Annotated in this window: 21 protein-coding genes and 1 pseudogene; 11 read left to right on the top strand and 11 right to left on the bottom strand. The window is 60.3% G+C overall.

Annotation, left to right across the window (positions count from 1 at the left end; all coding sequences use genetic code 11):
• Nucleotides 1-11: 11 nt before the first annotated feature.
• The 3 genes from FHJ80_RS01710 to FHJ80_RS01700 form a co-directional block, all read right to left on the bottom strand.
• Complete coding sequence (locus FHJ80_RS01710) at nt 12-1,808, bottom strand: acyl-CoA dehydrogenase (protein ID WP_139525330.1); 1,797 nt, start codon at nt 1,806-1,808, stop codon at nt 12-14.
• 114 nt (nt 1,809-1,922) lie between these two features.
• Entirely contained in the window at nt 1,923-3,293 is a 1,371-nt protein-coding gene (locus FHJ80_RS01705; protein ID WP_139525329.1) for an MFS transporter, read from the bottom strand.
• A 135-nt stretch (nt 3,294-3,428) separates the two neighbouring features.
• The gene (locus FHJ80_RS01700; protein ID WP_139525328.1) at nt 3,429-4,067 is read right to left on the bottom strand and encodes a class I SAM-dependent methyltransferase; all 639 of its coding nucleotides are present in this window, start codon (nt 4,065-4,067) and stop codon (nt 3,429-3,431) included.
• 41 nt (nt 4,068-4,108) lie between these two features.
• On the opposite strand from FHJ80_RS01700, the gene FHJ80_RS01695 reads away from it, so the two are divergent.
• The 4 genes from FHJ80_RS01695 to FHJ80_RS01680 all read left to right on the top strand — a co-directional run bounded on the left by FHJ80_RS01695 (nt 4,109) and on the right by FHJ80_RS01680 (nt 6,313).
• Nucleotides 4,109-4,492, top strand: coding sequence for a VOC family protein (locus FHJ80_RS01695; protein WP_139525327.1), 384 nt, complete (start codon nt 4,109-4,111; stop codon nt 4,490-4,492).
• Between the two features lie 117 nt (nt 4,493-4,609).
• Nucleotides 4,610-5,014: a DUF4870 domain-containing protein gene (locus tag FHJ80_RS01690; protein WP_139525326.1), complete on the top strand. Its 405-nt coding sequence runs from the start codon at nt 4,610-4,612 to the stop codon at nt 5,012-5,014.
• Nucleotides 5,015-5,017: 3 nt separating this feature from the next.
• A complete protein-coding gene (locus FHJ80_RS01685; protein ID WP_139525325.1) occupies nt 5,018-5,950 on the top strand; it encodes a lysophospholipid acyltransferase family protein in 933 nt (310 codons plus the stop codon).
• 12 nt (nt 5,951-5,962) lie between these two features.
• The gene (locus FHJ80_RS01680; RefSeq protein WP_139525324.1) at nt 5,963-6,313 is read left to right on the top strand and encodes a DUF4870 domain-containing protein; all 351 of its coding nucleotides are present in this window, start codon (nt 5,963-5,965) and stop codon (nt 6,311-6,313) included.
• A 10-nt stretch (nt 6,314-6,323) separates the two neighbouring features.
• Here the strand turns inward: FHJ80_RS01680 and FHJ80_RS01675 are convergent, their stop codons facing one another.
• Nucleotides 6,324-7,733, bottom strand: a complete 1,410-nt coding sequence (locus FHJ80_RS01675) for a mannose-1-phosphate guanylyltransferase/mannose-6-phosphate isomerase (RefSeq protein ID WP_139525323.1) — start codon at nt 7,731-7,733, stop codon at nt 6,324-6,326.
• Entirely contained in the window at nt 7,730-9,325 is a 1,596-nt protein-coding gene (locus FHJ80_RS01670) for an alkaline phosphatase (protein WP_139525322.1), read from the bottom strand. The genes FHJ80_RS01675 and FHJ80_RS01670 overlap by 4 nt, the downstream gene beginning before the upstream one ends.
• Nucleotides 9,326-9,501: 176 nt before the next feature.
• Here FHJ80_RS01670 and FHJ80_RS01665 point away from each other — a divergent pair, with 176 nt between their 5' ends.
• Genes FHJ80_RS01665 through FHJ80_RS01650 form a run of 4 tightly spaced genes read left to right on the top strand, consistent with a single transcriptional unit; the run spans nt 9,502 to nt 14,621 of the window.
• Nucleotides 9,502-11,031, top strand: a complete 1,530-nt coding sequence (locus FHJ80_RS01665; protein WP_139525321.1) for a glucan biosynthesis protein — start codon at nt 9,502-9,504, stop codon at nt 11,029-11,031.
• On the top strand, nt 11,024-12,994 hold the full coding sequence (gene mdoH, locus FHJ80_RS01660; RefSeq protein WP_139525320.1) for a glucans biosynthesis glucosyltransferase MdoH: 1,971 nt from the start codon (nt 11,024-11,026) through the stop codon (nt 12,992-12,994). The genes FHJ80_RS01665 and mdoH overlap by 8 nt, the downstream gene beginning before the upstream one ends.
• Nucleotides 12,995-13,768, top strand: a complete 774-nt coding sequence (locus FHJ80_RS01655) for an FkbM family methyltransferase (RefSeq protein ID WP_139525319.1) — start codon at nt 12,995-12,997, stop codon at nt 13,766-13,768.
• A 52-nt stretch (nt 13,769-13,820) separates the two neighbouring features.
• A complete protein-coding gene (locus tag FHJ80_RS01650) occupies nt 13,821-14,621 on the top strand; it encodes a creatininase family protein (RefSeq protein WP_139525318.1) in 801 nt (266 codons plus the stop codon).
• Here the strand turns inward: FHJ80_RS01650 and ribA are convergent.
• Entirely contained in the window at nt 14,618-15,721 is a 1,104-nt protein-coding gene (ribA, locus tag FHJ80_RS01645) for a GTP cyclohydrolase II RibA (RefSeq protein ID WP_139525317.1), read from the bottom strand. The genes FHJ80_RS01650 and ribA overlap by 4 nt on opposite strands.
• 97 nt (nt 15,722-15,818) lie before the next feature.
• On the opposite strand from ribA, the gene FHJ80_RS17415 reads away from it, so the two are divergent.
• Nucleotides 15,819-16,643 (top strand): RibD family protein, encoded by an 825-nt coding sequence (locus FHJ80_RS17415; RefSeq protein ID WP_139525665.1) that lies wholly within the window; start codon nt 15,819-15,821, stop codon nt 16,641-16,643.
• Nucleotides 16,644-16,766: 123 nt separating this feature from the next.
• Here the strand turns inward: FHJ80_RS17415 and FHJ80_RS17410 are convergent.
• The 4 genes and pseudogenes from FHJ80_RS17410 to FHJ80_RS01620 form a co-directional block, all read right to left on the bottom strand.
• Nucleotides 16,767-17,633: pseudogene (locus tag FHJ80_RS17410) on the bottom strand (YbhN family protein); the annotation flags it as partial.
• Between the two features lie 2 nt (nt 17,634-17,635).
• A complete protein-coding gene (locus tag FHJ80_RS01630; RefSeq protein WP_139525316.1) occupies nt 17,636-19,570 on the bottom strand; it encodes a glycosyltransferase in 1,935 nt (644 codons plus the stop codon).
• Nucleotides 19,567-19,965, bottom strand: coding sequence for a 6-carboxytetrahydropterin synthase (locus FHJ80_RS01625; protein WP_139525315.1), 399 nt, complete (start codon nt 19,963-19,965; stop codon nt 19,567-19,569). Before FHJ80_RS01625 ends, FHJ80_RS01630 begins: the two co-directional genes overlap by 4 nt.
• Nucleotides 19,966-19,998: 33 nt before the next feature.
• Nucleotides 19,999-20,979, bottom strand: coding sequence for a zinc-binding alcohol dehydrogenase (locus FHJ80_RS01620; RefSeq protein ID WP_139525314.1), 981 nt, complete (start codon nt 20,977-20,979; stop codon nt 19,999-20,001).
• A gap of 259 nt (nt 20,980-21,238) precedes the next feature.
• Between FHJ80_RS01620 and FHJ80_RS01615 the strand changes: the two genes are divergently transcribed.
• Nucleotides 21,239-21,958: a CDP-alcohol phosphatidyltransferase family protein gene (locus FHJ80_RS01615; RefSeq protein ID WP_139525313.1), complete on the top strand. Its 720-nt coding sequence runs from the start codon at nt 21,239-21,241 to the stop codon at nt 21,956-21,958.
• A 290-nt stretch (nt 21,959-22,248) separates the two neighbouring features.
• Nucleotides 22,249-22,809 (top strand): manganese efflux pump MntP family protein, encoded by a 561-nt coding sequence (locus tag FHJ80_RS01610; RefSeq protein ID WP_139525312.1) that lies wholly within the window; start codon nt 22,249-22,251, stop codon nt 22,807-22,809.
• 109 nt (nt 22,810-22,918) lie between these two features.
• Here FHJ80_RS01610 and bla read toward each other — a convergent pair whose 3' ends face one another.
• Entirely contained in the window at nt 22,919-23,800 is an 882-nt protein-coding gene (bla, locus tag FHJ80_RS01605; protein WP_139525311.1) for a class A beta-lactamase, read from the bottom strand.
• Nucleotides 23,801-23,865: the final 65 nt, after the last annotated feature.

Below are 23,865 nucleotides of genomic sequence, written 5' to 3'. Positions count from 1 at the left end.
CGGCGGCGGGGCTAGTGGGCAAGGTGGCTGTCAAACTGGCTGAAACAGTGCCAGCCGGCCTCGATCACGGCACGCTGGGCGCGGCCCACCGGCAGCCATTGGTGAATGGCAAACTCGGCGCTGCACAGCTTGGTGCGGTAAAACGGCTCATCGCTGCCGCCTTTTACAGCCTGTTGGGTGTGCAGCGCTGCAATGCCCATTTGCCAAGCGCACAGTACGTGTCCGGCCAGGTTAAGCAGCGGCGTCGCGTAAGCCTGTACGGCATCGGGGCCGTGCTCAGGGTCGCGACCCTGCTCCAGCACCAAGGCCATGGCGACGCGCAGGTCGTCAGCGCCTGCCGCGAGCGCACTGCCCATGCTGGCCAGCGACGCTTCACCCCGCAGCGTTTCGGCCGTTTTATGCACGTCATCGATCAGCGCCGAGAGTGCCGCGCCGCCGTCTCGCTGCAATTTGCGACCGGCCAAGTCCAGCGCTTGAATGCCGTTGGTGCCTTCATAGATAGGCGCAATGCGCGCATCCCGCAATAACTGGGCAGCGCCGGTCTCTTCCACGTAGCCCATGCCGCCGTGTACCTGCACGCCCATGGACGCGATATCCACCGCTTGGTCCGTCGAGAAGCTCTTGACGATGGGAATCAGCACATCGGCACAGGCCTGGGCGGCTTGGCGTTCGGCCTCGCTCTCTGCATGACGGGCGATATCTAGCTGTCCGGCACAGTAGAGTGCCAGTGCACGCAGCGCGTCGGTACGGGCGCGCATGGAGAGCAGCATTCGACGCACGTCGAAGTGGTCGCTGATCGTGCATTCGCTGCCGCCGCGCTGCTTGGGCGAACGCCCCTGGGTGCGGTCATTCGCGTAGGCCAAGGCGTGCTGGCAGGCGCGCTCGGCCACGCCAATGCCTTGGATCCCGACTTTATGGCGCGCCTCGTTCATCATGGTGAACATATGGTTCAACCCGCGCCCCTCCTCGCCGACGAGGTAGCCTACGGCACCGCCGTTTTCCCCAAAGCTCAGCGTGCAGGTGGGCGAGCCGTGAATGCCGAGCTTGTGCTCGATGGAGGCGCAGGTGACGTCGTTACGCTCGCCCAGCGAGCCGTCGTCGTTCACTAGAAACTTGGGAACCAGGAACAGCGAAATACCCTTATTGCCTTCCGGGGCATCGGGCTTGCGAGCAAGGACGAGGTGAATGATGTTCTCAGCGGCGTCGTGTTCGCCCCAGGTGATGTAGATCTTTTGGCCGCTGATGCGGTAGTGCTCGCCTTCTGGAACGGCTTTGGTGCGCACTTTGGAGAGGTCCGACCCAGCTTGAGGTTCGGTGAGGTTCATGGTGCCAGTCCAAGTCCCTTCGACCAGCTTGGGTAGATAGATGGCTTTGAGAGCATTGCTACCGTGGTGGGCCAGCGCTTCGATGGCACCGGCGGTGAGCATCGGGCAAAGCCCCAGAGCCATGTTCGCGCCGTGAAGCATCTCCTGTACCGCGCTGGCCACCACTTCGGGCAGGTTCTGGCCGCCCAGCGATTCCGACACGCCAATGCCGTTCCAGCCGCCTTCGACGTAGGCGTGATAGGCGGCGGCAAAGCCTTCAGGAGTGGTGACGCTGCCATCAGTTTGGCGCTTGGCCCCTTGGCGGTCGCCGGTGCCGTTGAGCGGAGCCCAGACGTCGCCAGCCAGCTTCGCAGCTTCTTCCAAAACGGCCTCGACGAGATCTGGCGTGGCTTCTTCGAATCCCGGCAGCGACAAGGAGCGATGCGCAAGCATCTCTTCGAGCACAAAGCGCAGATCGCGGACCGGCGCAGCATAAACATTCATGGCAAAACCTCAGGCAGACGCGGTGATATAGTAAAAACACTATCGACGATAGTAGTTTCCCTATTTCTTCAACACCATTAGCCCAAGGTCTCAGCAGATAGCCACCTTGACGCCTTACTTGCGCACCTCGGTTTCGACATCGTCGTAGTAGGTGATATGGCTCTCGTCTGCCTGGGGCGGCCCTACCACCGGCTCGGCCACGTCGACCTCGGGTACGACATCAGATAGGTCTTCTAGGTGCTCGTGTTCGAGCGCCCCTTGCACCAGCTCCTCGGTGACCACCAGCTCAGCACCTGCGGCGGTCATCGGCGTCGTAGCATGGAACGGTGCCACGGGCACCGGTGCCGGGCGCACGCTGCGGCGCCAGCCAAAGAAAAACACGAAGAACAGGCTGAGCGCGCCAAATGCCCAGAATAGGCCCGCATCGCCCATTGCCGTCATTACCGGCGAAATCATCAGCGGGCTGACGGTGGCCCCAATCGAGTTGATCAACAGAAGGCCCTGGCTCATCCGCACCAAGGCACCTGCAGGCGCGCGGTCGGCGGCATGGCTCACTGCCACCGGGTAGAGCGCAAAGACGCCGCCGCCCAGCAAAAAGAGCAGCACAGCGAGCAGTGGCGAAGAGAGCGGCAGCCACAGCATGGCCGCCGAAATCACCACGCAGAAGGCACTGATACCGATCAGCACCATTTGGCGGTCGTGGCGGTCCGACCAACGGCCAATGGGGTACTGCAGCAGCATGGCCCCCAAAATTACGACAGCCATCATTTGACCGACTTGGTTAACGCTCATGCCAATGCGCTGTAAATAAAGTGGCAGCAGCGTATAGGCCGCAGCCACCACCATACCAGAGCCAAGGCTGCCCATAACGCCGGTAGGCGTCATGGTAATGAGACGATGCGGCGGCAGCGGTTCAGCGTGTTCGATGAGCGGCGAGACGCGGGGAATCATCGCCATGGGTAGCACCGATAGCGATGCCAGCAGACCAATCACCATGAAGGGTGCTGTGTCGCCCATCGCACTGGTGACCCCCAGCATGAGCTGCCCAAGCACCCCGGCCGCGTAAAGCGAAATCATATAAAGCGCCAGCAGGCGTCCACGTACTTTCTGGTCACCCGCCGTGAGCAGCCAGCTTTCGATGACCAAGTAGACCCCAACGGTCGCCCAGCCGCCAATCAGCCGTAGGGCAAACCACGCCCAAGGATCGAAGAACAGTCCCTGCAGTAGCACGGTCACCGCGACCAGCGATGCAAAGCTGCCGTACGCGCGGATATGGCCAATGCGCAGCAGCAGGCGGTCGTTGAGCATGGCGCCTATGGCGAGGCCAATGAAATAGGCCGACGAGACGATACCGATCATGGTCGCCGACTCGCCCGCAGCGTCCAGGCGCACGGTAATCAGCGTGGCCAGAAAGCCATTGCCAATTCCAAGAATAAACAGCCCTAATAGGGGCGCTAGCGCCATGGCCAGCAGTTGCCGCGACATGCCTACCTCACCTTGCTCAATGGATGAATCGTTGCCGTTTACACGCCATCACATCGAATAGGCAAGAAAACGGGCGCGCAATTATTGCTTTCAGAGGCGCAAAGTCAATGCTTTTTCGCCCCGATGCTGAGTAAATTAGTGCTTTCTAAAAATTACCACGTCATTACCAGCAAATTCGACTGTTAACCTCTCTTTCGCCGCCCACCAGCGAAAGGTAGCTTCGCTAAAAAAACTGACATGGGTGGGATCGTTGATGTAATGCCAACGGGCGAAGGCTTCTTGGCTCGTCACTCGCTTGGTCATCAGCCCAAGATAGCCGCCATGGTCGAGTTGCGCGATACGCTCACCCAACACCTCGCCCGGCGCCGCCAAGTGTTCGACCACCTCGGTCGCGGTGATGAAATCATATTGGCGGCTAAGCGACACGGCATGGGGCGCGTAAAAAATGTCGTACACGTCCATCTCAAAGCCCGCTTCCTCGAACATCACCGAGAGCGTCGGCCCCGGGCCGCAGCCAAAATCCAGCCCTTTTGCGCCTGGCGCCAGCTTTTCCGCCAGCGGCGTGAATAAACGCCCCAAAAAGCGCCGATATCCCGTATCCTGCGGCGAGTTTTGGTGCTGGTCATACTCGTCTTTTTCATCAGCGGCACTTAAATGCTGCTCACTAGGCACAAACACCAGCGCACACGTGGCACACTGGTAGTAATCACGGCGACGGTCTTGATGGTACAGCGCAGACTCTTGCGCGTGGCATAGCGGACAGCGTCGCATCATCGTATTCTCTGGTTTTGATGTTCGTATTTAAGGAAAGAGGCATGCTCTCAGGTCTGGATCATCTTGTGGTTACCGTGACCGATATGGGTCGCGCAGTGGATTTTTACTCTCGCGTATTGGGCCTGGACGTACGCTACCGGGACGCTCAGCGCGTCGATCTCCTGCTGGGCGATACCGCCCTGCGCCTGCATCAAACTGACACGGATATCGCGCCCATTTCCGCCACGCCGACACCGGGCAGTCTGGATTTATGCCTGCGCTGCCAGCTACCGCTGGACGAGTTCAAGCAGCATCTAGATGCGTTGGCCATCGACGTCGAGCTTGGCCCTGTGGCCCGCCAAGGGGCTAGCGGCCCCATTGAATCGCTCTACCTGCGCGACCCCGATGGCAACCTGCTGGAAATTTGTCGCCCGGCAGCGCGTTAGGCGCGACCACATCGTGGGCCGCCCGCGGGTGATAAGTCGCTGCGCCCACGCTATCATAGCGCGCAGTCGACGTGTCCGCTGGATGCTGAAATAGAACCGATCGAAGAAGGAACGCCCATGCGCGATGACACCCCGCTGGAAGGCGAAGTGGTCGACCGCCACGCCTCACAGGAAGAATCCTCAGCGCCTTCCCCCACCCCGGACACCACCATGGCCATGGTGATTTACGCACTGTACTTGGCCAGCTTCGTGGTTGGGTTTACCTCGCTGATCGGGGTCATCATTGCCTATGTGTACCGTGGCAAAGGGCCTCACTGGCTGGAAGAGCACTACCGCTACCAAATTCGCACGTTCTGGATGGGCTTGTTGTATGGCAGTATTGCCACCCTGCTCACGCTCGTGCTCATTGGTTTTCCCATGCTGTTGGCGCTGGCCGTCTGGTTCATCGTGCGCTGCGTGAAAGGCTTCAAAGGGCTTCAGGAAAAACGCGCGCCCTCCAATGTCGATAGCTGGCTACTGTAATCCATGACCGAACAGGCAACTCCCTCCGAGACGCGGGCTCGCGCCCGCGCCATCGTCCTGCTCTGGCGCGGACTGTCCCGCTGGCCGATACGCTGGCTATGGCGCATCGCGGCCATGGTCGGCCCCCAGGTATATCGCTTCAGCAAACGCGAGCGACGCGTCACCGACATCAACCTCGCAAAAGTCTATCCCGACACGCCTGCCAGTCAGCGGCGCGCTTTGGCAAAGCAGAGCCTACAGCACTCGACCGCAACGATGCTGGAGCTCGGCCACGCCTGGATGGCCCCGCCAGAGAAGGTAGAAGCCAGTATTTTAGCGGTACATGGCCGCGACAAGCTGGACAGCGCACGAGCAGAAGGGCGTGGTGTGATCGTGCTCGCCCCCCATTTTGGCAACTGGGAAGTGCTGAACTTTTGGCTCTCCAGCCACTTTCCGTTTACGGCCATGTACGAGCCCCCCAAAATCGCCGAGCTAGAGCCGATCATTCGCCATGGCCGCGAGCGCATGGGCGCCAAGCTCGTACCCACGAATCCACGGGGCGTGGCGGCGCTGCTCAAAGCGCTCAAGCGAAGTGAAGCGATTGGTATTTTGCCGGACCAAGAACCGGACTGGGGCAGCGGTATATTTGCCCCCTTTTATGGCCGCGATGCTTATACCGCCACGCTGTTACCCAAACTGGTGGCGCGCACCCAGGCGCGGGTAGTGACCGGTGTGGCCCTACGCATTCCAGGCAAAGGCTTCGAGATCCACTTTCTCGATGCCGACGAGCGGGTGTATAGCGAGGAAGACGCTGTTTCGGCCACCGGTGTGAATGCCAGCGTCGAGGCCTCGATTGCCCTCGACCCGGCCCAATATCAATGGGAGTACAAACGCTACCGTAAGGTGGTGGAAGAGCAGCAAGGGCTGCCAAACGCCAACGACTTCCGTCTCTATTAAGTGAGGATGGGCATGACCGAACGATACCTCCCCAAAGAGGATACGCGTCCGCCACAAATTATTTACGCACTCTATTTGGCAGGCCTGATCACGGCCAACATCACCCTGCTGATCGGCGTCATCATCGCCTATGTCTATCGAAAAGAAGCGGCGCCCTGGCTACAGGCGCACTACCGCTATTTGATCCGCACGTTCTGGATCGGCAGCCTCTACTTCATCGTCACGTTCACCTTGAGCCTGATCTTCATCGGCACGCTGCTCTGGCCACTACTCGTGGTCTGGCTAGGCGTGCGCTGCATCATCGGATGGGTAGCCGTGCGAAAAGGCGAGCCCCCAGCAAGGCCGGGTAGCTGGCTCTGGTAACGACGGTTCATTACTCGTCGCGGTGGCGAGCATAAACGTCATCCAGCCGTTCGATATCATCCTCGCCCAGGTAGCTGCCAGACTGCACTTCGATCAACTCCAGTGGAATTTTGCCTGGGTTCTCCAAGCGGTGCAGTGCGCCGATAGGAATATAGGTGGACTGGTTCTCGCTGACCAAGAACGTACGTTCATCCACGGTTACTTTGGCTGTGCCGCTGACCACCACCCAGTGTTCGGCACGGTGATGGTGGCGCTGCAGCGAGAGCCGCCCACCGGGGCGCACGGTAATGTGCTTCACCTGGTAGCGATCTCCATTATCCATGGCTTGAAAACTGCCCCAGGGGCGGTGCACTTGAGGCGATGTCTGCGGCTCGCTGCGCCCTGCTTGGGTCAGCGCTGCGACGAGCTGCTTGACGCCCTGCGCCTTGTCGCGATGGGCCACCAACACACTGTCAGAGGTTTCCACGACGATCAGGTCTTCCACGCCCAGCGTGGCGACCAAGCGGTGGTTTGCGACTACCAGCGAGCGACGTGTATCGCTCAGTACGCCATCACCGGTCACCACATTGTCTGCCGAATCAGGCGTATGCGTGGCCATTAGCGCATCGAAGCTGCCAATATCACTCCACTGAGCGTCCAAAGGCACCACGGCCGCCTGGGCACAGTGCTCCATGACCGCGTAATCGATCGATTCGCTTGGGCAACGCTGAAAGGCGTGTTCGTCCAAGCGTAAAAAATCGAGGTCGCTTTGAGTGCGCGCCACGGCTTCTTGGCAGGCTGACAACATATCGGGCGCAAGCCGCTCGAGCTCCGCCAAATAACGGGAGGCGCGCAGCAAGAACATACCGCTGTTCCACAGCGTATCTCCCTGGGCCAGCAGCGCTTTGGCTTTCTCCAATACCGGTTTTTCAATAAACGCGGCCAAATGGTGGCCTTCGCCCAAAACGTCACCGCAAGCAATATAGCCATAGCCCGTTTCCGGATGCGTCGGCACCACGCCAAACGTCACTAAATAGCCCTGCTCCGCCAGCGGCTCGGCACGCTGCACGCTGTGCTTAAACGCGGCAACATCGCCTAGTACGTGGTCGGCGGGCAGTACTAATAGCAGCGGATCCTCGCCCGACTGGCGCGCCAGCAGAGCGGCGCAGGCAATGGCAGGAGCGGTATTGCGGCCCACAGGCTCTAGGACGATTCGCCCCTCATGCTGAATTTCACGCAGCTGTTCGGCCATCAAAAAACGGTGCGAGTGGTGGCCCATCAAGATTGGCGGCAGCGTCGACAAGCCCTCCAGACGCGTGAGCGTCTGTTGAAGCAGGCTCTGCTTGCCGGTCAAACGTAAAAACTGCTTGGGCATCTGCTCGCGGGAGAGCGGCCAAAGCCGGGTACCGCTTCCGCCACTCAAAATAACCGGTTGAATCATGGTGTCGTCCTTGCTGATGTTGCTGCGGGGCCAAAGTCCTGCTGTAGCCAGTGGCGAAGTTGGCTCATCCTCGGCGCCTCCTGCGGGTGCGCTAGGGGGGGCAGCATCCCCTCCACGAAGCCACGCCGTTTGAAAGGGTTCAGCAGTGCTGGATCGCCGCTGATGATATGTACCGGTACGGCAGCACTGGCTTCGTCGCCGGTAATCAACGGGGCGGGCTGATGGTCGCCCAGCACGATGAGCAGCGTCTGTTCATTGGCCACGCGCTCGGCCCAGCGTCCTGCCACGCTAACAGCGTAGTCCACCGACCACGCATAGTGGTCGCGAATGCGCTCTAAATCTCGCCAGATCACCTCGGGCGGATCACCCGCGTTCTCCCAAGGGGCATAGAGACTGCCATCGCCTACCAGCGACCAGTTTTCCAGCACGGGCAGAATGGGTGTCCAGGGAGCGTGACTCGAGATCAGTGCGATCTGGGCGAACAGCGGTGAGTTACCCAGCAGCTCGCGCTGAGTATAGTCGAGCGTAAATTGATCCGGCATGGTGACCCAGTTGAGCGGCGGCCCTTCGTAGGGCATGTCTTTTGCGGCGACGATTTGGTCGAAGCCGTAAGCACGCCCCTCTGGCCACGCCAGGGTGATCGCAGGCATCACGCTGAGCGTGCGCTGCCCGGAGGCACGAAAATCGTCGATCATCGTCGAGTGGCCACTCTCTAGCATCAGTCGATACCAAAGCTGATTGTCTATCCAACGCCCGCTCAGCGTCGTCGCATGGGCAAGCCACGACTGTCCGCCGCGGATGGGCGATGCGACCAACCCCGATACCACGTGCAGGTCACGCTGGGATAGTCGTCGCTTGAGGTCTTCCAAGGTGAGCAGCAGTGTGCGGTTATAGCGAGGGTCTTTCAGGGCAGACACACCATAAGACTCGATGAACGTCAGTAGTACGTTTCGCCCTGCCAAACCTGGCAGGACCTGCGCCGCTATCGGCGTCTCTTCCAACTGCGCGCTAAACGCTTGCCGAGCGCGGTGCGTATCGACCACCTGTTCCCACTGAAAACGGGCAGTGGCGACCATCGGCAGTGCGGCTTGGGGAACTAGGCGATAGTGATTTGCCTCTAACAGAGCCATACTCGAACTGACCACTAGCAACACGACGGCCGCGTTTCTCGCCCGACAACGGCGCGTGGGAGGGCGAGCAGGCAGTAGCAGGCGCAGCATGAGCCACAGCACGCCAATGAGCAGTACACCGCCTAGCAACATCAGGCAAATTGCCGCCAGTTGGCCTACATTACCCACTAGTAAATGGTAAATGGAGCGCACGAGCGGCACGTCCAGATAAAGGTTCAGCGAACGGCCAAACGCCGTATGCGTAGCGGCATCGCCAAGGTTGGTCGCCGTTGCCAATGCCAGGGCGCTCACGACACCGCTCCCCAACCAGCGCCGCCAGCGACCGGCCGGTAGCAGTAGCATGGCCGGGGCAATCACCCACGCTTCCCAGGCGATCAAGGGCGATAGCGTGCCAAAGCGCCACCACAGCGGAGCCACCAGCAGCACATTCAGCGCACAAGCCGTAATGAGGAGACGACGCATTCATTTCACCAGTAGCGTTGAGGAGAGCATCAGCGGTATAACCGATTGAAGACCCTGGAGCCTTGAACCGTTAAACCACTATTTTTAACACAGCTTGCTAAGCGTATAGGTTTTGTTTAAACATTTCACACAATGACGTGTTGTCCACTCTATCAGGTCACGAAAGGAACTCGCCCATGGATTGTCGAACGGCTGCAATATGGATCGTCTCACTGAGTTGGATGCTTGCCCTTCCCGCTGCCGCCAGCGAAGATCCCGTGTTTCAACAAGTCATAGAACGCGCCAAACAATTAGCTGCTGCCCCCTATACAGCTCCCGACGCCCAGTTGCCCGAAGCGCTACGATCACTTGACTACGATGGCTATCGACAAATTCGCTTCAACCCAGAGCGCGCCTACTGGCGCGAGGAAAGCCCCTTTAGCCTACAGCTCTTCCACAGCGGGTTTCTATTTCAAACGCCGGTGGCACTCAATCTGGTCGAAAACGGTGAGGTCGTCCCGCTCGACTTCACCACCGACGATTTTCGCTACGATGGCGACGCCAGCGACCTGCTGGAGCACGACCTGAGCGGCAGCGGACACGCCGGTTTTCGTCTCCACTATCCGCTCAATAATCCCGACTACGCGGATGAATTCGCCGTCTTTCTCGGCGCCAGCTACTTTCGTCTGGTGGGCCAGCATCAAGCCTACGGGTTATCCACACGAGGGTTGGCGATCAACACCGCCTCGTCCCAGGGCGAAGAATTCCCTGCCTTTCGTGAGTTTTGGCTAGTCACGCCAGACAGCGACGCCGAGAGCATCACGCTCATGGCGCTGATGGATAGCCCGTCGCTCAGCGGTGCCTACCGATTCACGCTCACCCCTGGGGAGCACACAGAAGCCGACATAGAAGCCGAGATCTTTGCCCGGGAAGATATCGAAAAAGTCGGCATCGCCCCACTGACCAGTATGTTCACCTTTGGAGAAGCGAGCGCCCAGCGGCCAGATGACTTTCGCCCTCAAGTGCATGACTCCGATGGTCTTTTAATGCACACCGGTAGCGGCGAGTGGATCTGGCGGCCGCTGAGCAACCCCAGTGAGGTCCGTGTGTCGAGCTTCGTCGATGACGCACCACAAGGCTTTGGCCTGATGCAGCGCGAACGTCGCTTCGACCGCTACTTGGACCTGGAAGCCAACTACCATCGCCGCCCTAGCCAGTGGGTCGAGCCGCTGGAGGCATGGGGAAAAGGTCACGTGGAGCTGGTGGAAATACCCACCCCTGACGAAACCCACGACAACATCGTGGCTTACTGGGTCGCCGAAGATGCGCTCGACGCCGGTGACTCTCGGCGCCTGCACTACCGCACTTACACTTTGAACGAGCAGCCCGACGCCCACGCACTGGGAAAAGTGATACGCACTCGGCATGGCAGCGCCGCCGTACCGGGTGAAGCGGACTCCCCCTCCGCCGAGCAGCGCCAGTTCGTGGTCGATTTTAGCGGCGGCGCGTTAGAGACGTTAGCGGCCGATGCAGAGCTCTCACTGGATATCAGCGTGCGCGATGGCGAAGCGCTACTGCCCCAAATCAAAGTACTCCCCAATCACGGCCGACGCGCCACGTTCAGGCTTCCACCCAGCCCCCAGCCGAGCGATATACGCTTGCGTTTGATGCGAGACGGTGAGCCCGTCACCGAAACCTGGAACTACGTGTGGTATCCCAATGCGTAATCCACCTTCGTTAATGCCGTCCATACCGTGGCTCAACGCTCGGCGCGCACTGCTAGCCACGCTGGTCATTGGTACCAGCCTGCTGGGCTGCGCCGCCATGGTGCAAGTAGTGACCAACCTCGCGCTGGGCTGGCAAATCGCCATGCTGACGCTATTTGGCCTCACCTTCAGCTGGATTGCGCTGGCTTTTTGGGGGGCCATTTGCGGTTTTGTGATCTGTGCGCTGCGTCTCGACCCGCTTAGCCTCAAACCCTTGACGGCAGAGCGACCGACCGCCAGTCGCTTGGTCAGCCGGACGGCGCTGGTCATGCCGATTTACGCCGAGCCGCCCATTCCCACCATTGCCGGATTGGAGGCTACTTGCCGCTCACTGCTTCAACAGCCAAGCACACAGGGCGAGGACACCGCCCGCGTCATCGGTCAGCACTTCGAAGTGTTCATCCTCAGCGATACCCAAGACCCGACCCAAGCCGACGAAGAAGCCGCCCACGTGGCTGCACTTCAGCAACGTATGGCTGGCCAGATGGCAGTGCACTACCGCCGTCGTACCAATAACCACGAGCGCAAAGCAGGCAATATTGCCGACTTCTGTCGTCGCTGGGGCCGCCGCTACGACTACATGATCGTCCTGGATGCCGACAGCCTGATGAGCGGCGATACGCTGCTGCACATGGTGCACCAAATGCAGCGCTACCCCACCGTGGGCCTGATTCAAACCGTGCCCATTCCCGTTGGCCAGCGCACGCTGTTTGGCCGTTTTACCCAGCTCGCCTCGGCGCTGTACAGCCCGATGCTGGCAGCGGGCCAAAGCTTTTGGCAGGGCGACGCCGCCAACTATTGGGGGCACAATGCGATCATTCGCACCCGCGCCTTCATGGCCCACGCAGGGTTGCCAACGCTCTCCGGCAAACCGCCGCTAGGGGGCGAGCTGTTGAGCCACGATTTTGTGGAAGCGGCTCTGTTGAGACGTGGCGGCTGGCAGGTGCTACTGGATACGTCGGCAACGGCAGCGCTGTCCCGGCGCGACCCCCACGCCAGCGCCTCGCGCAACAGTTTCGAAGCCATGCCCAGCAACCTACTCGACTTCGCCAAGCGCGACCGCCGCTGGCTCCAGGGCAATCTTCAGCACCTGCGCCTGTTGACGGGCGCGGGCTTTCACGTCATCAGTCGCCTGCATTTCTTTTTTGGCGCGTTTGCTTACTTGTCGTCGCTGGTCTGGCTGGGGCTGCTGGTGTGTACCAGCCTGATGGTGGGCTACCACGCCATCGATGGGGCGACCGAGCCGGTCTTGCCCAAGGCGCTCTCGCTGTGGCTATTGAGCACCACGCTCGGCATGCTGATGGCCCCCAAACTACTCGGCCTACTGCTGTCCTTCTGCCAGTGCCCCCACGCCTTTGGCGGGCGCTTCAAATTGGTGGTCAGCACGCTGCTCGAAATCGTATTTGCCGCGCTCATTGCGCCGCTGATGATGGCGTGGCACAGCCTATTCATCATCAATGTGTTGATTGGTCGTGCCATTGACTGGCAAACCCAACATCGCGGCGAGCGCTCGTTGAGCTGGCGTGAAACCTGGCGGCATACCGGATGGATGACGCTATGCGGTGCGCTGTGGGCGGGCGTGATGGTGCTGTTTTCACCCTCGGCGTTCGGCTGGTTGACCCCTGCTTGGCTCGGGCTCGTGGCCGCCGCACCGTTGGTAAAGTACTCCAGTAGCGGTACCTGGGGGGGCGTGGTGAGCCATCGGCTAGGGTTGCTGCATACGCCTAGCATTAGCCTGAAACCGGCGCTCCTCAAAGATTTTGCCGATCTGACGGCACGCAGCCCTGCAGCGCTGAACATGGACGGCGACCTCACGCTGAATATCCCCCCCAGTGAGCTGTATGGCGACATGCCTTGCCAACTCTTAAGACCCGGAAAGTCGTCACAAACGTCGACCGTTTCACGCGCGAAGGAACCCCATTAAATGCCCTCTACGCTTCAGCAACTTCGCAGCGCCAGCGGCTTGGCCCGTTCCCTGTTCATCTATTGGCGGCCTGGGCGGCAACGCAGTTTGAAGCGGCTCTACCAGCCCTTTCTAGCGCCCGGCGATATCGCTTTCGATATTGGCGCCCACCTAGGCGACCGCAGCGCCGCGTTTCAAGCGCTGGGCGCCCAGGTCATCGCCTTGGAGCCCCAGCCAGCGCTGGCCAAATGGTTTCAACGGCTGCTAAAAAGCCCACACATTACACTGCTGCCGCTGGCGGTTGGCCCCACTCCAGGTCATGCGGAGATTGCCATTAGCGTCGGTAACCCTACTCTTTCGACGCTTGCCACCGAATGGCGCCGCCACGTGGGCGAGCGCAACGCTGGCTTTCAACGGGTGCGCTGGGAAGAGACGCTACAGGTCGAGATGACCACCTTGGATGCCTTGATCGAACGTTTCGGCGAACCCCGCTTTATCAAAATCGACGTAGAGGGGTTCGAGGCGGAGGTGTTGCAAGGTCTTTCCTGCCCGGTAGCCGCTTTATCGCTGGAGTTCGTGGCAGGCATGCTGGATGTCACTCACGCCTGCCTGGCAGAGGTCAACCGGCTAGGCGACTACCGTTTCAATGCCATCGCTGGCGAGCAACGTCAGTTCCGCTTTGCTACTTGGTTAACTCCGGAGGAGATGGCCTCTTGGTTAGCCGAAGGCGCTGAGCAGCTCGCCTCAGGCGACATCTACGCCTGTCGTAGCGATCACCCGCTGCTCACCTCCTAACACACTGCGCCCCAGCGCTTCTCCCCAACGACACAAACGCTAACGAGACGCTATGGTTTATCATTGGCAACACTTGACCGCCCCTCAACTGAATGCCCTTGCCCAGCACGACCCGGTCGCGGTCATTACCTTAGGTGCCATCGAGCAGCACGGCACCCACCTACCCTTGGGCACCGACCTCATCATTGGTGAAGGGCTGCAGGCCGACATGCTGGTACAACTCGAGCGTCTGGCGAAGGATGTCGAGGTGCTGTGTCTACCCGCCATCGCGATAGGGGCCAGCGACGAGCATGCAAGCTTCGCAGGCACATTGAGCCTGCCCGCACCGCTGGCTATTGCCACGCTGGAAGCGTACGGCGAGAGCATTGCCCGTACAGGCATTCGTAAGCTCGTGCTGATCAATAGTCACGGCGGGAATAAAGCGGTGATGGATCTTGCCGCGCTCACGCTTCGGCGGCGCTGTCACATGCGCGTAGTCAAAGCGACCTATACACGATTGCCGCCTTTAGAGGGCGCCATGAATGCCGATGAGCTACGTTATGGACTGCATGGCGGGCTGCTGGAGACGGCGATGATGCAGCACTTAGCACCGCAACTCGTCACTCTCGATGACTATACGCCTGCTGCTCCAGCCATGCCTGCGGAAGGCGCGCTGGTCAGCCCCGAGGGTAGCGCTGCCTTTGCTTGGTTAGGGGAAGATTTGAGTGAACATGGCGTGGCTGGAGATGCCAGCCACGCTAACGCCGCACTGGGTGAACGGCTCGTCCACCACTATGCCTACCAGCTTGCTCAGGTCATTGTGGAAACCGCTCGACTACCGCCACTGGGAGCGCCAGCGGCGGGCAAGCGTTAACGGCTGCGACTCTCCAGCACCTCATCCAAAAAGTGACCCGCTCGGCTGGCTTTGGCACTTAGGTAGCGGTGGTTGTGATCCGTTACGCTGCCATATAGCGCTTGGCGGGACACCACTTCGATACCGCCCTCTTTCAGGGCTGACATTTTCAGCGGATTGTTGGTGAGTAGCTGCACTTGATCGATACTCAACGCGTTCAGCATATCTACCGCCACGGCGTACTGGCGCTCGTCGTCGCCAAAGCCCAGCACTTGATCGGCATCGACGGTGTCCAGTCCGCTATCTTGCAGCGTGTAGGCGCGCAGCTTGTTCGCCAAGCCGATCCCGCGCCCCTCTTGGGCCAAGTAGAGCAGCACACCGCCCCCCATGGCCTGAATATCCGCCACGGCGTTGCGCAACTGCTCACCGCAGTCGCAGCGCAGACTGCCAAACAAATCACCGGTCAAACACGCCGAATGCATACGCAGCGGTACCGGACCCTGCACATCATCGAGCTGGCCGATGACCACGGCCACATGCTCACGCAAACCATCCGGTTCACGGAACAGCACGAAGCGACTATTGGGGGCATCTTCCAACGGAATATTGGCTTCGCTCACCCGCTTTAGCATACCCGGCGCACCCGCCAAACACTTATGCGCATCGTCGGCGTTGACCTCCAGTAGCCGCCCTTGGGCAATATGTTTGTCAATGTCGTGGCGAGCATCCTCACTCACCAGAGCGGTTAACGCGGCAGGGATCAGCAGTGCTCGGCGCATGAGGGCCACTGCCCCGCGCTCGGCGACGCCAGCGGGTTTCAAGCCGCTCAACAGCGCACTGGGCTTTTTGCCAGCGTCAGCCACGGCCAGTTGATGCAGCTCGCGCTCGCCAATGTGTTCTGCCAACGGCAGGCAGGCGGCCTCTGCACTCAGCGACATGCCCATGGCCTCCAAACGATGCCGCGTGAGCACCAGCGCAGGGCGCGCACCCGCCAGCTGGGCCAGGGTATCCACCGAACGGCTACCCTCTAGCGCTTGGACCAGAAGGCGCTGCTCACCGCTGCTGATCACGACCGGTAAACCGCGACGAATATCGAAAATGGCGCGTTCAATTTGATACATGTAGGCCTCCAGGTTGCCTAATGGTATGGGCAAAGGTTGCTTGCGTTGGGCAACATGGCCCCGCATGATCTGAGGTTATTTTCAGTGTGGAGGCGTCATGCCCGACTCCAGTAGTACATCCCATTCGATCGATCTCGATACCGCTTGGCAGTGGCTGCTCGCCCAAAGCGACGGCACCTCTACCACGGCGGATCTTTCGGTCACCCGCGACGGCGCGTGGCAGTCGCCGCACGCCGTCACGCCCCAAGCCCAGACAGCCTTGGACTGCCTGACGCCGCTGGCGTTGCAACCCCGCTGGGTCGTCGCCCAGCTGGGGCAGAGTTTGGATGGGCGAATTGCCACGGAAAGCGGCCACTCCCATTACATCAACGGCCATGAAAGCATCGTGCATTTGCATCGGCTGCGCGCGCTGGCCGATGCGGTCGTGGTCGGTGCAGGTACTGCAGCGGCCGACAACCCCCAGCTCACCGTTCGCCATGTCACTGGCCGCCACCCGACGCGAGTCGTCCTCGACCCTCGTGGTCGCGTGCCCGGTCATCTTGCGCTGTTTCGCAGCAGCGAGGTCAAGACCTTGCACATTACTGGGCCAGACGTGACGACTGCGCCCAGCCACGCGGAGCACTGCGTGCTGGCCTTGAATGCCCACGGCCAGTTCGACCCAGCGAAGGTCATCACGCTGCTGGCAGAACGCGGGCTCACACGTGTGCTGGTAGAAGGCGGCGGTGTCACCATTTCCCAATTCATCGAGGCATACTGCGTTGATCGACTGCATCTGATGGTAGCCCCGCTGCTGATCGGCTCCGGCAGGCCCGGCCTGCAAATGACGCCCATCGAGACGCTGGAGAGCGCGCTGCGCCCCACGATGCGCTCGTTCCGGTGTGGCGACGACACGCTGTTCGACGTGATGCTGCGCGACGTCTAGCCCACCTGCAGCGGTCGGGCCAAAGGGCGTGGAATCTGTCGATGTAGAACCTGTAGAAGGGGTGGCGCGACCACGTTTAGCCAACGCCACCCATATGCCCGGCAGACTAGAGAGCAGCACCAGGACACCGTAGGCCAACGAGATCGCAACCCCTTGCGCGGCTGGCAACCCCACCAAGACCCAAATAGCGGCAGCCGCGCCTTCCCGCAGGCCCCAGCCCGCAATCGATAAGGGGACTAACATGGCCAGCAGCAATACGGGGGTCAGCGCCAATAGGTCGAACACGGGCATCTCGCTACCCATGGCTCGGGCGGCGCACACCATCACCCCGCCATAGCTGAGCACGATGGCCAGCGAAGAGGCCAACTGCAGCGGCCATGCCCGACGCGCCAGCAGTCCACGGCGCACATCCCGTCCCAGCGCGATGCACCACTGAGGCAGTGCAGGCCCTTTCGGGCTGCGACACCAAACGCCCAGAGCGATCGCAGCCAAGAGCAGTGCCGCCACACCGACGACCAGCCCGAACAGCAGCGGGCCACCCAGCGCGGCGTGCCACAGCGGCGAGGCCGTCAGTGCCACCAGGGTCAGCACCACCACGGCCATTTGCCCCGAGGCCCGCTCGATGACTACCGCTCGCCAGGCGCTTCCCTTGGATGCAGCTTGTCGAGCATGACGATGGGCGCGTCCCGCATCGCCCAATACGCCCCCCGGAAGCAGTTGATTGACCAACAGCGCCAAGTAATACTCGCGCAGGGCATAACGAAATCGCAGCGGCACATCTACCCGACCAGCAGTGAACTGCCAACGCCAAGCGCTGAGCATCACCTGCAGCACACTGATGGCTAACGCCGCCAGCACCCATTCGGGCGCGAAGCGTTTCACCTCGGCCAGAATGGCGGCAGGCTCTACCCACAGGGCCACCGCCGCCAATAGCGCCGCGCTGACGATGCCGCGCTGCACCCATGGCCGACGTAACCAGTGCCCGCTCATGGCTAACCCTTCACCGCGGGCAGCGCCAACAGGTCACGGTGGCCCACCCATACCCCTATTTGGCCGCGCTCCACGGCATCCAGGCGTGCGGTACGCCACTCGGCAATCCGCATGGCGGCGTCGGGGGCCTGCTCGGTGGCGGCTTCCGCCCAGCCGTTGATCAGCGAACTGACGAGCGGCTGAGACGCGTGGCTACCCGCGGCAAGCCGCCAGGGCGTGGAGGCTTCCTCTACGTCATAACCCTGCGCCGCCAGGGCGTGGTAGAGCGCCCTGTGGGCCTCGCCGCCCAGCGCCTCACCTAGCCCTTTATCCCGCTGTTGATGCGCGTTGAATAGCCCCAATACAAAGCGATCTTCCGGGTCGTCGATGGGCTGCTGATCCCTATCCGTAAAGCACCATTCGCCGGTCACGCTCAAGCTCACCAGCAGCGCCTGCCGATGCGCAGCACACTGCTGGGCCAGCATGTCGATCCATGGCTGAGACACCAAATCGATGAGCGCTGACGCACTGACGACATCCGCCGCTTGCAAGGCGGGATGCTCGAGAGTCGCGAGTGAAGTGCAGTGTGTTTCCACTTGTAGCGGTTGGCCTGTGGCATCGTGCAACGGCATGGCCCGGCGACGCGCCTCACGCAATAGGGCATCGTCATGGTCGAACAGCGCCCAGCGCTGCGCACCGCTCAACCGAGGCGCAAGAAACTGTACATTGCTGCCCCGCCCACAGCCTAAGTCCGCCAGCGTCACAGGCGCTTCGCAAGACGCGAGCCACGCATCGAGCCGACTGACCAACGCCTCGCTTCGGGCGTGACCATCGACCGCTTCGCGCAGCGTCAGCCAGCTAGCGGCAAACTGACTGCCCGCCGTGAGTTCAGCCGTTCCTTCGTCCTTCAATGCCCTGGCAAACTCAACGCCCGCCGCCTGCCAATCGTTGAGCTCTCCCCGCGCCAGCGCAACGCCCGCTCGCAGCTCGGTTCGCAGCGCTTCGTTGGAACAGAAATTATCGATGGCGGCACCGAGCGCATCGGCATCACCCGGCGCCACGCTAATACCCGCGCCTTCTGGCAAGGTATCGCGCAGGGCACCACCGGTCGTGGTAATCACCGGCAGGCCATGGGCCAACGCCTCGGTGACCACCATGCCGTAACCTTCGTACCAAGAAGGCAGCACCAGCGCATGGGCGTGTTGGTAAGCCGCCTCGAGGGTGTCGGCGTCACACTCACCGTGTAGGGTGATGCGTTCGGCAAGGCGATGCTCATCGATGAGCTGCTGCACGCTGGCGCTAAATGCCGTATCGCGGACACCGCCGTAGCAGTCACACTGCCACTGTTCGCTAGCCACTCGCGCCAGCGCCTTGACCAATACATCCTGCCCCTTGCGCGGCGTCAGGGTGGCCACACACAAAAGGCGGATGGTGTCACCCGCCGCAGGTGCGGGGCTGACCGGCGCTTGGGCAACTCCCGGCTCCACGACAGTAATCGGCGCGGTAATCGGCAGGGAGTAATCGCTCGCGAGTTCGCTCAAACGGCGGGCAGTAAAGCGGCTGGTGACGATGATCCGGGCGACTTCGGCAAGCCCGGTGAGTTCGCTGCGGTGAAGTTGCTGCTGCTCTTCACTGGAGAGCCCCTGCTCATCTCCCAGCGGATGATGCAAAAGCGACGTGATATCCAACCGATCCGTATGGCGCGCCACCACGCCAGGCAGTGCGCCCATGGCTAGGCCGTCGATGATGACTCGCTCGCCATCGGCCAACGTATCCAACGCGCTGGCAAGCGCACGTTTGGCCGTGTCATCGGCTTGAGGAAAACGCCCCTCCAGACCGACCACATCCACCGACAGCCCCTGCTCGCGCAGCGCGTCAACGATGTGTGCATCGTAGATATAACCGCCGGTGCGCTGGTTGGGATCCCCCGCCACCAGTAACGTCAATCGCTGGTTCATAGCGCTCCTTCGTAGCTGGCCCAGGCCACATGGGATTCATGCAGTTTGATTTCCATTTGGGTCAGGCCTTTGGCCGTTTCTCCCATACGGCCCGCCTTGATGGCCGCGGCGAGCTGGTCGAAGATCACTTTCGCCATGAACTCCGTGGTGGTGTTCTGGCCGGACAACTCACTGACCTCATCGAGGTTGCGATAGTTGTAGCCCGCCAACACTTCTTTGACGGTTTCGCTGGCTAGACCGATGTCGATCACCAAGCCATCCTGATCCAGCTCTGGGCGCTGAAACACGACGTCGACCACGTAAGTAGCGCCGTGGGTGCGCTGGGCCGGGCCAAAGATCTCGCCTTTGAAACTGTGGGCAATCATGAAGTGATCGCGAACGCATAAACGGTACATGGCAACTCCCGTAAGCAAATAACGGTTGAAAGATTAGGGGTAGCGAATTCGGTGACAGAGCGCCGTGCTCTGTGGACTAAACAGCGCCGGGGCTCGTTCGGGGAAATCGGCAAAATCGCACTCACTGCTGATCAACGCCTCAAGGGCAGGGTCGGCCAGCAGGCGAAGCGCCACGTTCAAGCGACGGCGATAGTTCCAGCGCGGCTGGAGTTTGGCTGGCAATTGACCCACTTGGCTGGCACGCAGTGTCAATCGCTGGGAGTGGAACGCCCCGCCAAGGGGCAGCGACACCTCTCCTTGACCAAACCAGCTCATCTCGATGACACGGCCTTCATTGCCGACGAGCGACATGGCCAAACGCAGGCCGTCGGGATGACCGCTGGCATGAATCACACAGTCTTGATCGTTCGGGGCTTGCTCAGGCAGGGCAAACGGTACATCGAGGGCTTGGGCCAAGGTTTCACGCTCGGGATTGATATCGACCAGCGTGACCTCGACCCCCGCCATGCGCGCGCACAAATACGCCACCAGCGCGCCCACGACACCCGCCCCCACCACACAAACACGCTCGCCCAGCATGGGGTTGGCATCCCATACGCCGTTGAGCGCGGTTTCCATGTTGGCAGTGAGCACCGCGCGCTGCGCGGGCACGTTATCGGGCACGGGCACTGCCATATCGGCAGGCACCACATAATGATCCTGGTGGGGATGTAGGCAAAACACGGTTTTATCGACAAGCGCGTCAGGCCCATGGGTGACCCGGCCGACGCTGCAATAACCGTATTTCACCGGAGTGGGAAACTCTCCAGCTTGAAAAGGAGCGCGCATGCGCTGGGTTTCGCTGTCCGGCACGCGTGCGTGAAACACCAGTGATTCCGTGCCACGGCTAACGCCGCTGTACAGGGCACGAACGTGCACCTCTGCTTCACCTAACGTGGGCAGCGGTTCCTGCTGCAGTTGGCCCTGCCCTGGGTGTGTTACCCAAAAAGCCATGGCCGTCTTAGGCGCCGACATGACATTTCCTTATCGTTGAAGCGCTGTTTCCATCCGTTGATCTTAACGTGACTAAGATATGGCGACTTTTCAATGGCTCACCTATAGCTTAGCGTAGAAAAGCAATCGGTCTATTAACGCTTGCCAACCTTCAACATTGTTTAATGAGGGAACTTTTGGGGATGCTGACTACCATACACCCTATACAATAATGGTACATAGATAAATTATTGAATCATTAATTTCAACTGCGGTCGACGATACCGCTACGTGAGCCACCATGCCGCCTGTGTCTAACTCCTCCCCATTTCCCCTGCCCAAGCGACTGTGCAGTAGCATCGAACTGCTGGTAGGCGCGCTACTATTGGCAGGTCTTGGGACGCTGCTCGCGCCCCTCATGCCCGGCGCAGCCAACTGGTGGGTGGCCATCGCCTTTTATGGCCTGATCAGCGGCTTGGTCTTGGTGTTTTGGCCTCATGGCCCGCTGGGTTGGGCCAACCGGGTGACACTGGGGCGCGCGGTGCTGGTCGCTCTGGTGGCGGGCGCGCTGGTGAATGACGCCTTTATCGACGCCATTTGGCTATGGCTGGGCGTCTCGGTCATCGCACTATTACTGGACGGCGTGGATGGCTGGATCGCCCGCCGCACTCGCTGCCACTCATCTTTTGGGGCACGCTTCGATATGGAACTGGATGCCCTGCTGATCATGCTGCTGTGTGTTGGCTTGATCATGGAAGAGGGGCTGGGGCTGTGGGTGCTGCTGATTGGCGGCATGCGTTATTTATTCGTGGCCGCTAGCCTTCCCTTCCCTTGGCTGGAGGCGCCGCTCAATGACAGCTACCGCCGCAAAGCCGTGTGCGTCTGGCAGGTCGTGGCGATGCTGCTGGCGCTAACGCCGCTGACCTCACCGCTGTTAGCGGGACTGCTGGCGTTCAGCGCGTTGGTGACGTTGATTTACTCTTTTGGCGTGGATATTAAGTGGCTTTACCAACACCGCTAAACGCATTCATCATTACATGGTGTGTTTAAAAAAGAAATTACCTGATGCCTTTAAAGCAGCCATTTCTTACATCTTACCCACGGGCCCAAAGTATCAAAAAAGGCAACAAAATCAGCTAGTAGACACATTCTTAGCCAAGGCAATACTTGTTCGCCATCATCAACTTTATTTTTTATGAACTTTGTGGTCATCAACAAAAAAACTGATAAGATTTCGCGCTATTCGATTCTTTCCTTTGTCACTCAAGTAAGCATTTCACACAACGCTTTTACTTCAAGAGTCTGCCCACCATGACACCCGTTGCCCTCCTTTTTCTTGCGGTTTCCATGTCGGCGGATGCGTTCGCAGCCTCCATCAGTAAAGGCGCGGAACTGAGCAAACCCCGCTTCCATCACGCCATCGGCATTGGCTTGGTGTTTGGCATCATCGAAGCGATGACACCGGTGCTTGGCTGGGTAGCGGGTAAGGCGTCTCAACAGTACGTGGAAGCCTGGGATCACTGGGTCGCGTTTACGCTGCTGACCGTCATTGGCCTGCATATGATTCATGAAGGTCTCAAGAAAGAAGACAAGATAGCGCACCGCAAGCAAACGCTGTGGCTGCTGATACTGACGGCTACCGCCACCAGCCTAGACGCCATGGCGGTAGGTGCCAGCTTGGCATTCATCGATGTGAACATTATCACCACCAGCCTCGCCATTGGCCTTGCCACCACCGTGATGGCCTCCATGGGAACGCTGCTTGGTCACTCATTGGGCAAGTACGTTGGCCACTGGGCCGAACTGATAGGCGGGGTCGTGCTGATGGGGATTGGCGTCATGGTGGTGGTAGAGCATACGGGAGTTTTATAACCAACGGCCCCTCCCCACTCGATAACGGCGGATAGGTTCACTCGATAGTAGCGTCGCTCAAAGATGAATGGTTACAAAAACGGGTGGCTGTTTGGCCACCCGTGTTTCGTTATTCGTCTGCTAAAGTGGCTAGCACCACTTCCCCTAGCGAGGCAATGGCTGCATTGCGCTCTTCAAACGAGGCCTCGGTGTCGGTGATATAAAATACCGCCACCGTGGGTGGTTGCTCTGGAGGCCAAATAATCGCGGTAATCGAGCGGGAGCCATAACCACCTGCGCCAGTTCGGTCTGCGATCACCCAATCAAACGGCATGGCGGCACGGAAGAGGCCATCCGCAACGGCATTGCCTTTCATCCATGCTTCTAACTGCTGCCGAGACTCATCCGCTAGGACATCGCCAAGCACCAGTTTTTCTAACGTGGCCAGCATAGCGTTGGGCGTGGTGGTGTCGCGCTCGTCCCCCGGAGTGGCTTCGTTCAACTCAGTTTCATAGCGGTCTAACCGAGTAATAGGATCGTCCATACTACGTGCGAAGGCCGTGACCGCCTCCGGCCCACCTAGCGCCTGTAACACGAGGTTAGCAGCGGTATTATCGCTGGTCGTCATGGTGGCATCGCACAGCTCAAACAGCGTCATCGGTTGATGGCCCGCATACTGCTCAGTCACCGGGGAGTACGTCACTAGGTCAGATTCCTCAAAACTCACCTCGGTCTCCAGCGCTAACTGCCCTTCATCTACCTGCTCCAGTAGCGCGCCGCAGGCCAGGGTTTTGAAGGTACTGGACATCGCAAAGCGCTCATCGGCATTCACTTCCCAACGCTGGCCCGTGGCTAGGTTGTGCGCGGCAAAGCCAATACGCGCGTCCAGCGCCTGTTCGATACGCGCTAGCTCGGCGGTAATGGGGTCGTCTTGCGCCATCGCATGAGATGACGCGAACAGCACGCATGCCGATAGGGCTGCACGCAACCAACGTGGTTGGCGATGATTCATGGTTAATTTTCCTGGTCCTTAAGAGGGTCATAGATACCCTGCGTTGGCGTGGTCAGCCCCGGCAA

Source organism: Halomonas sp. BL6 (assembly GCF_006228115.1).
Lineage (GTDB): Bacteria > Pseudomonadota > Gammaproteobacteria > Pseudomonadales > Halomonadaceae > Vreelandella > Vreelandella piezotolerans.
This window is presented reverse-complemented; position numbering and strand designations above follow the sequence as displayed.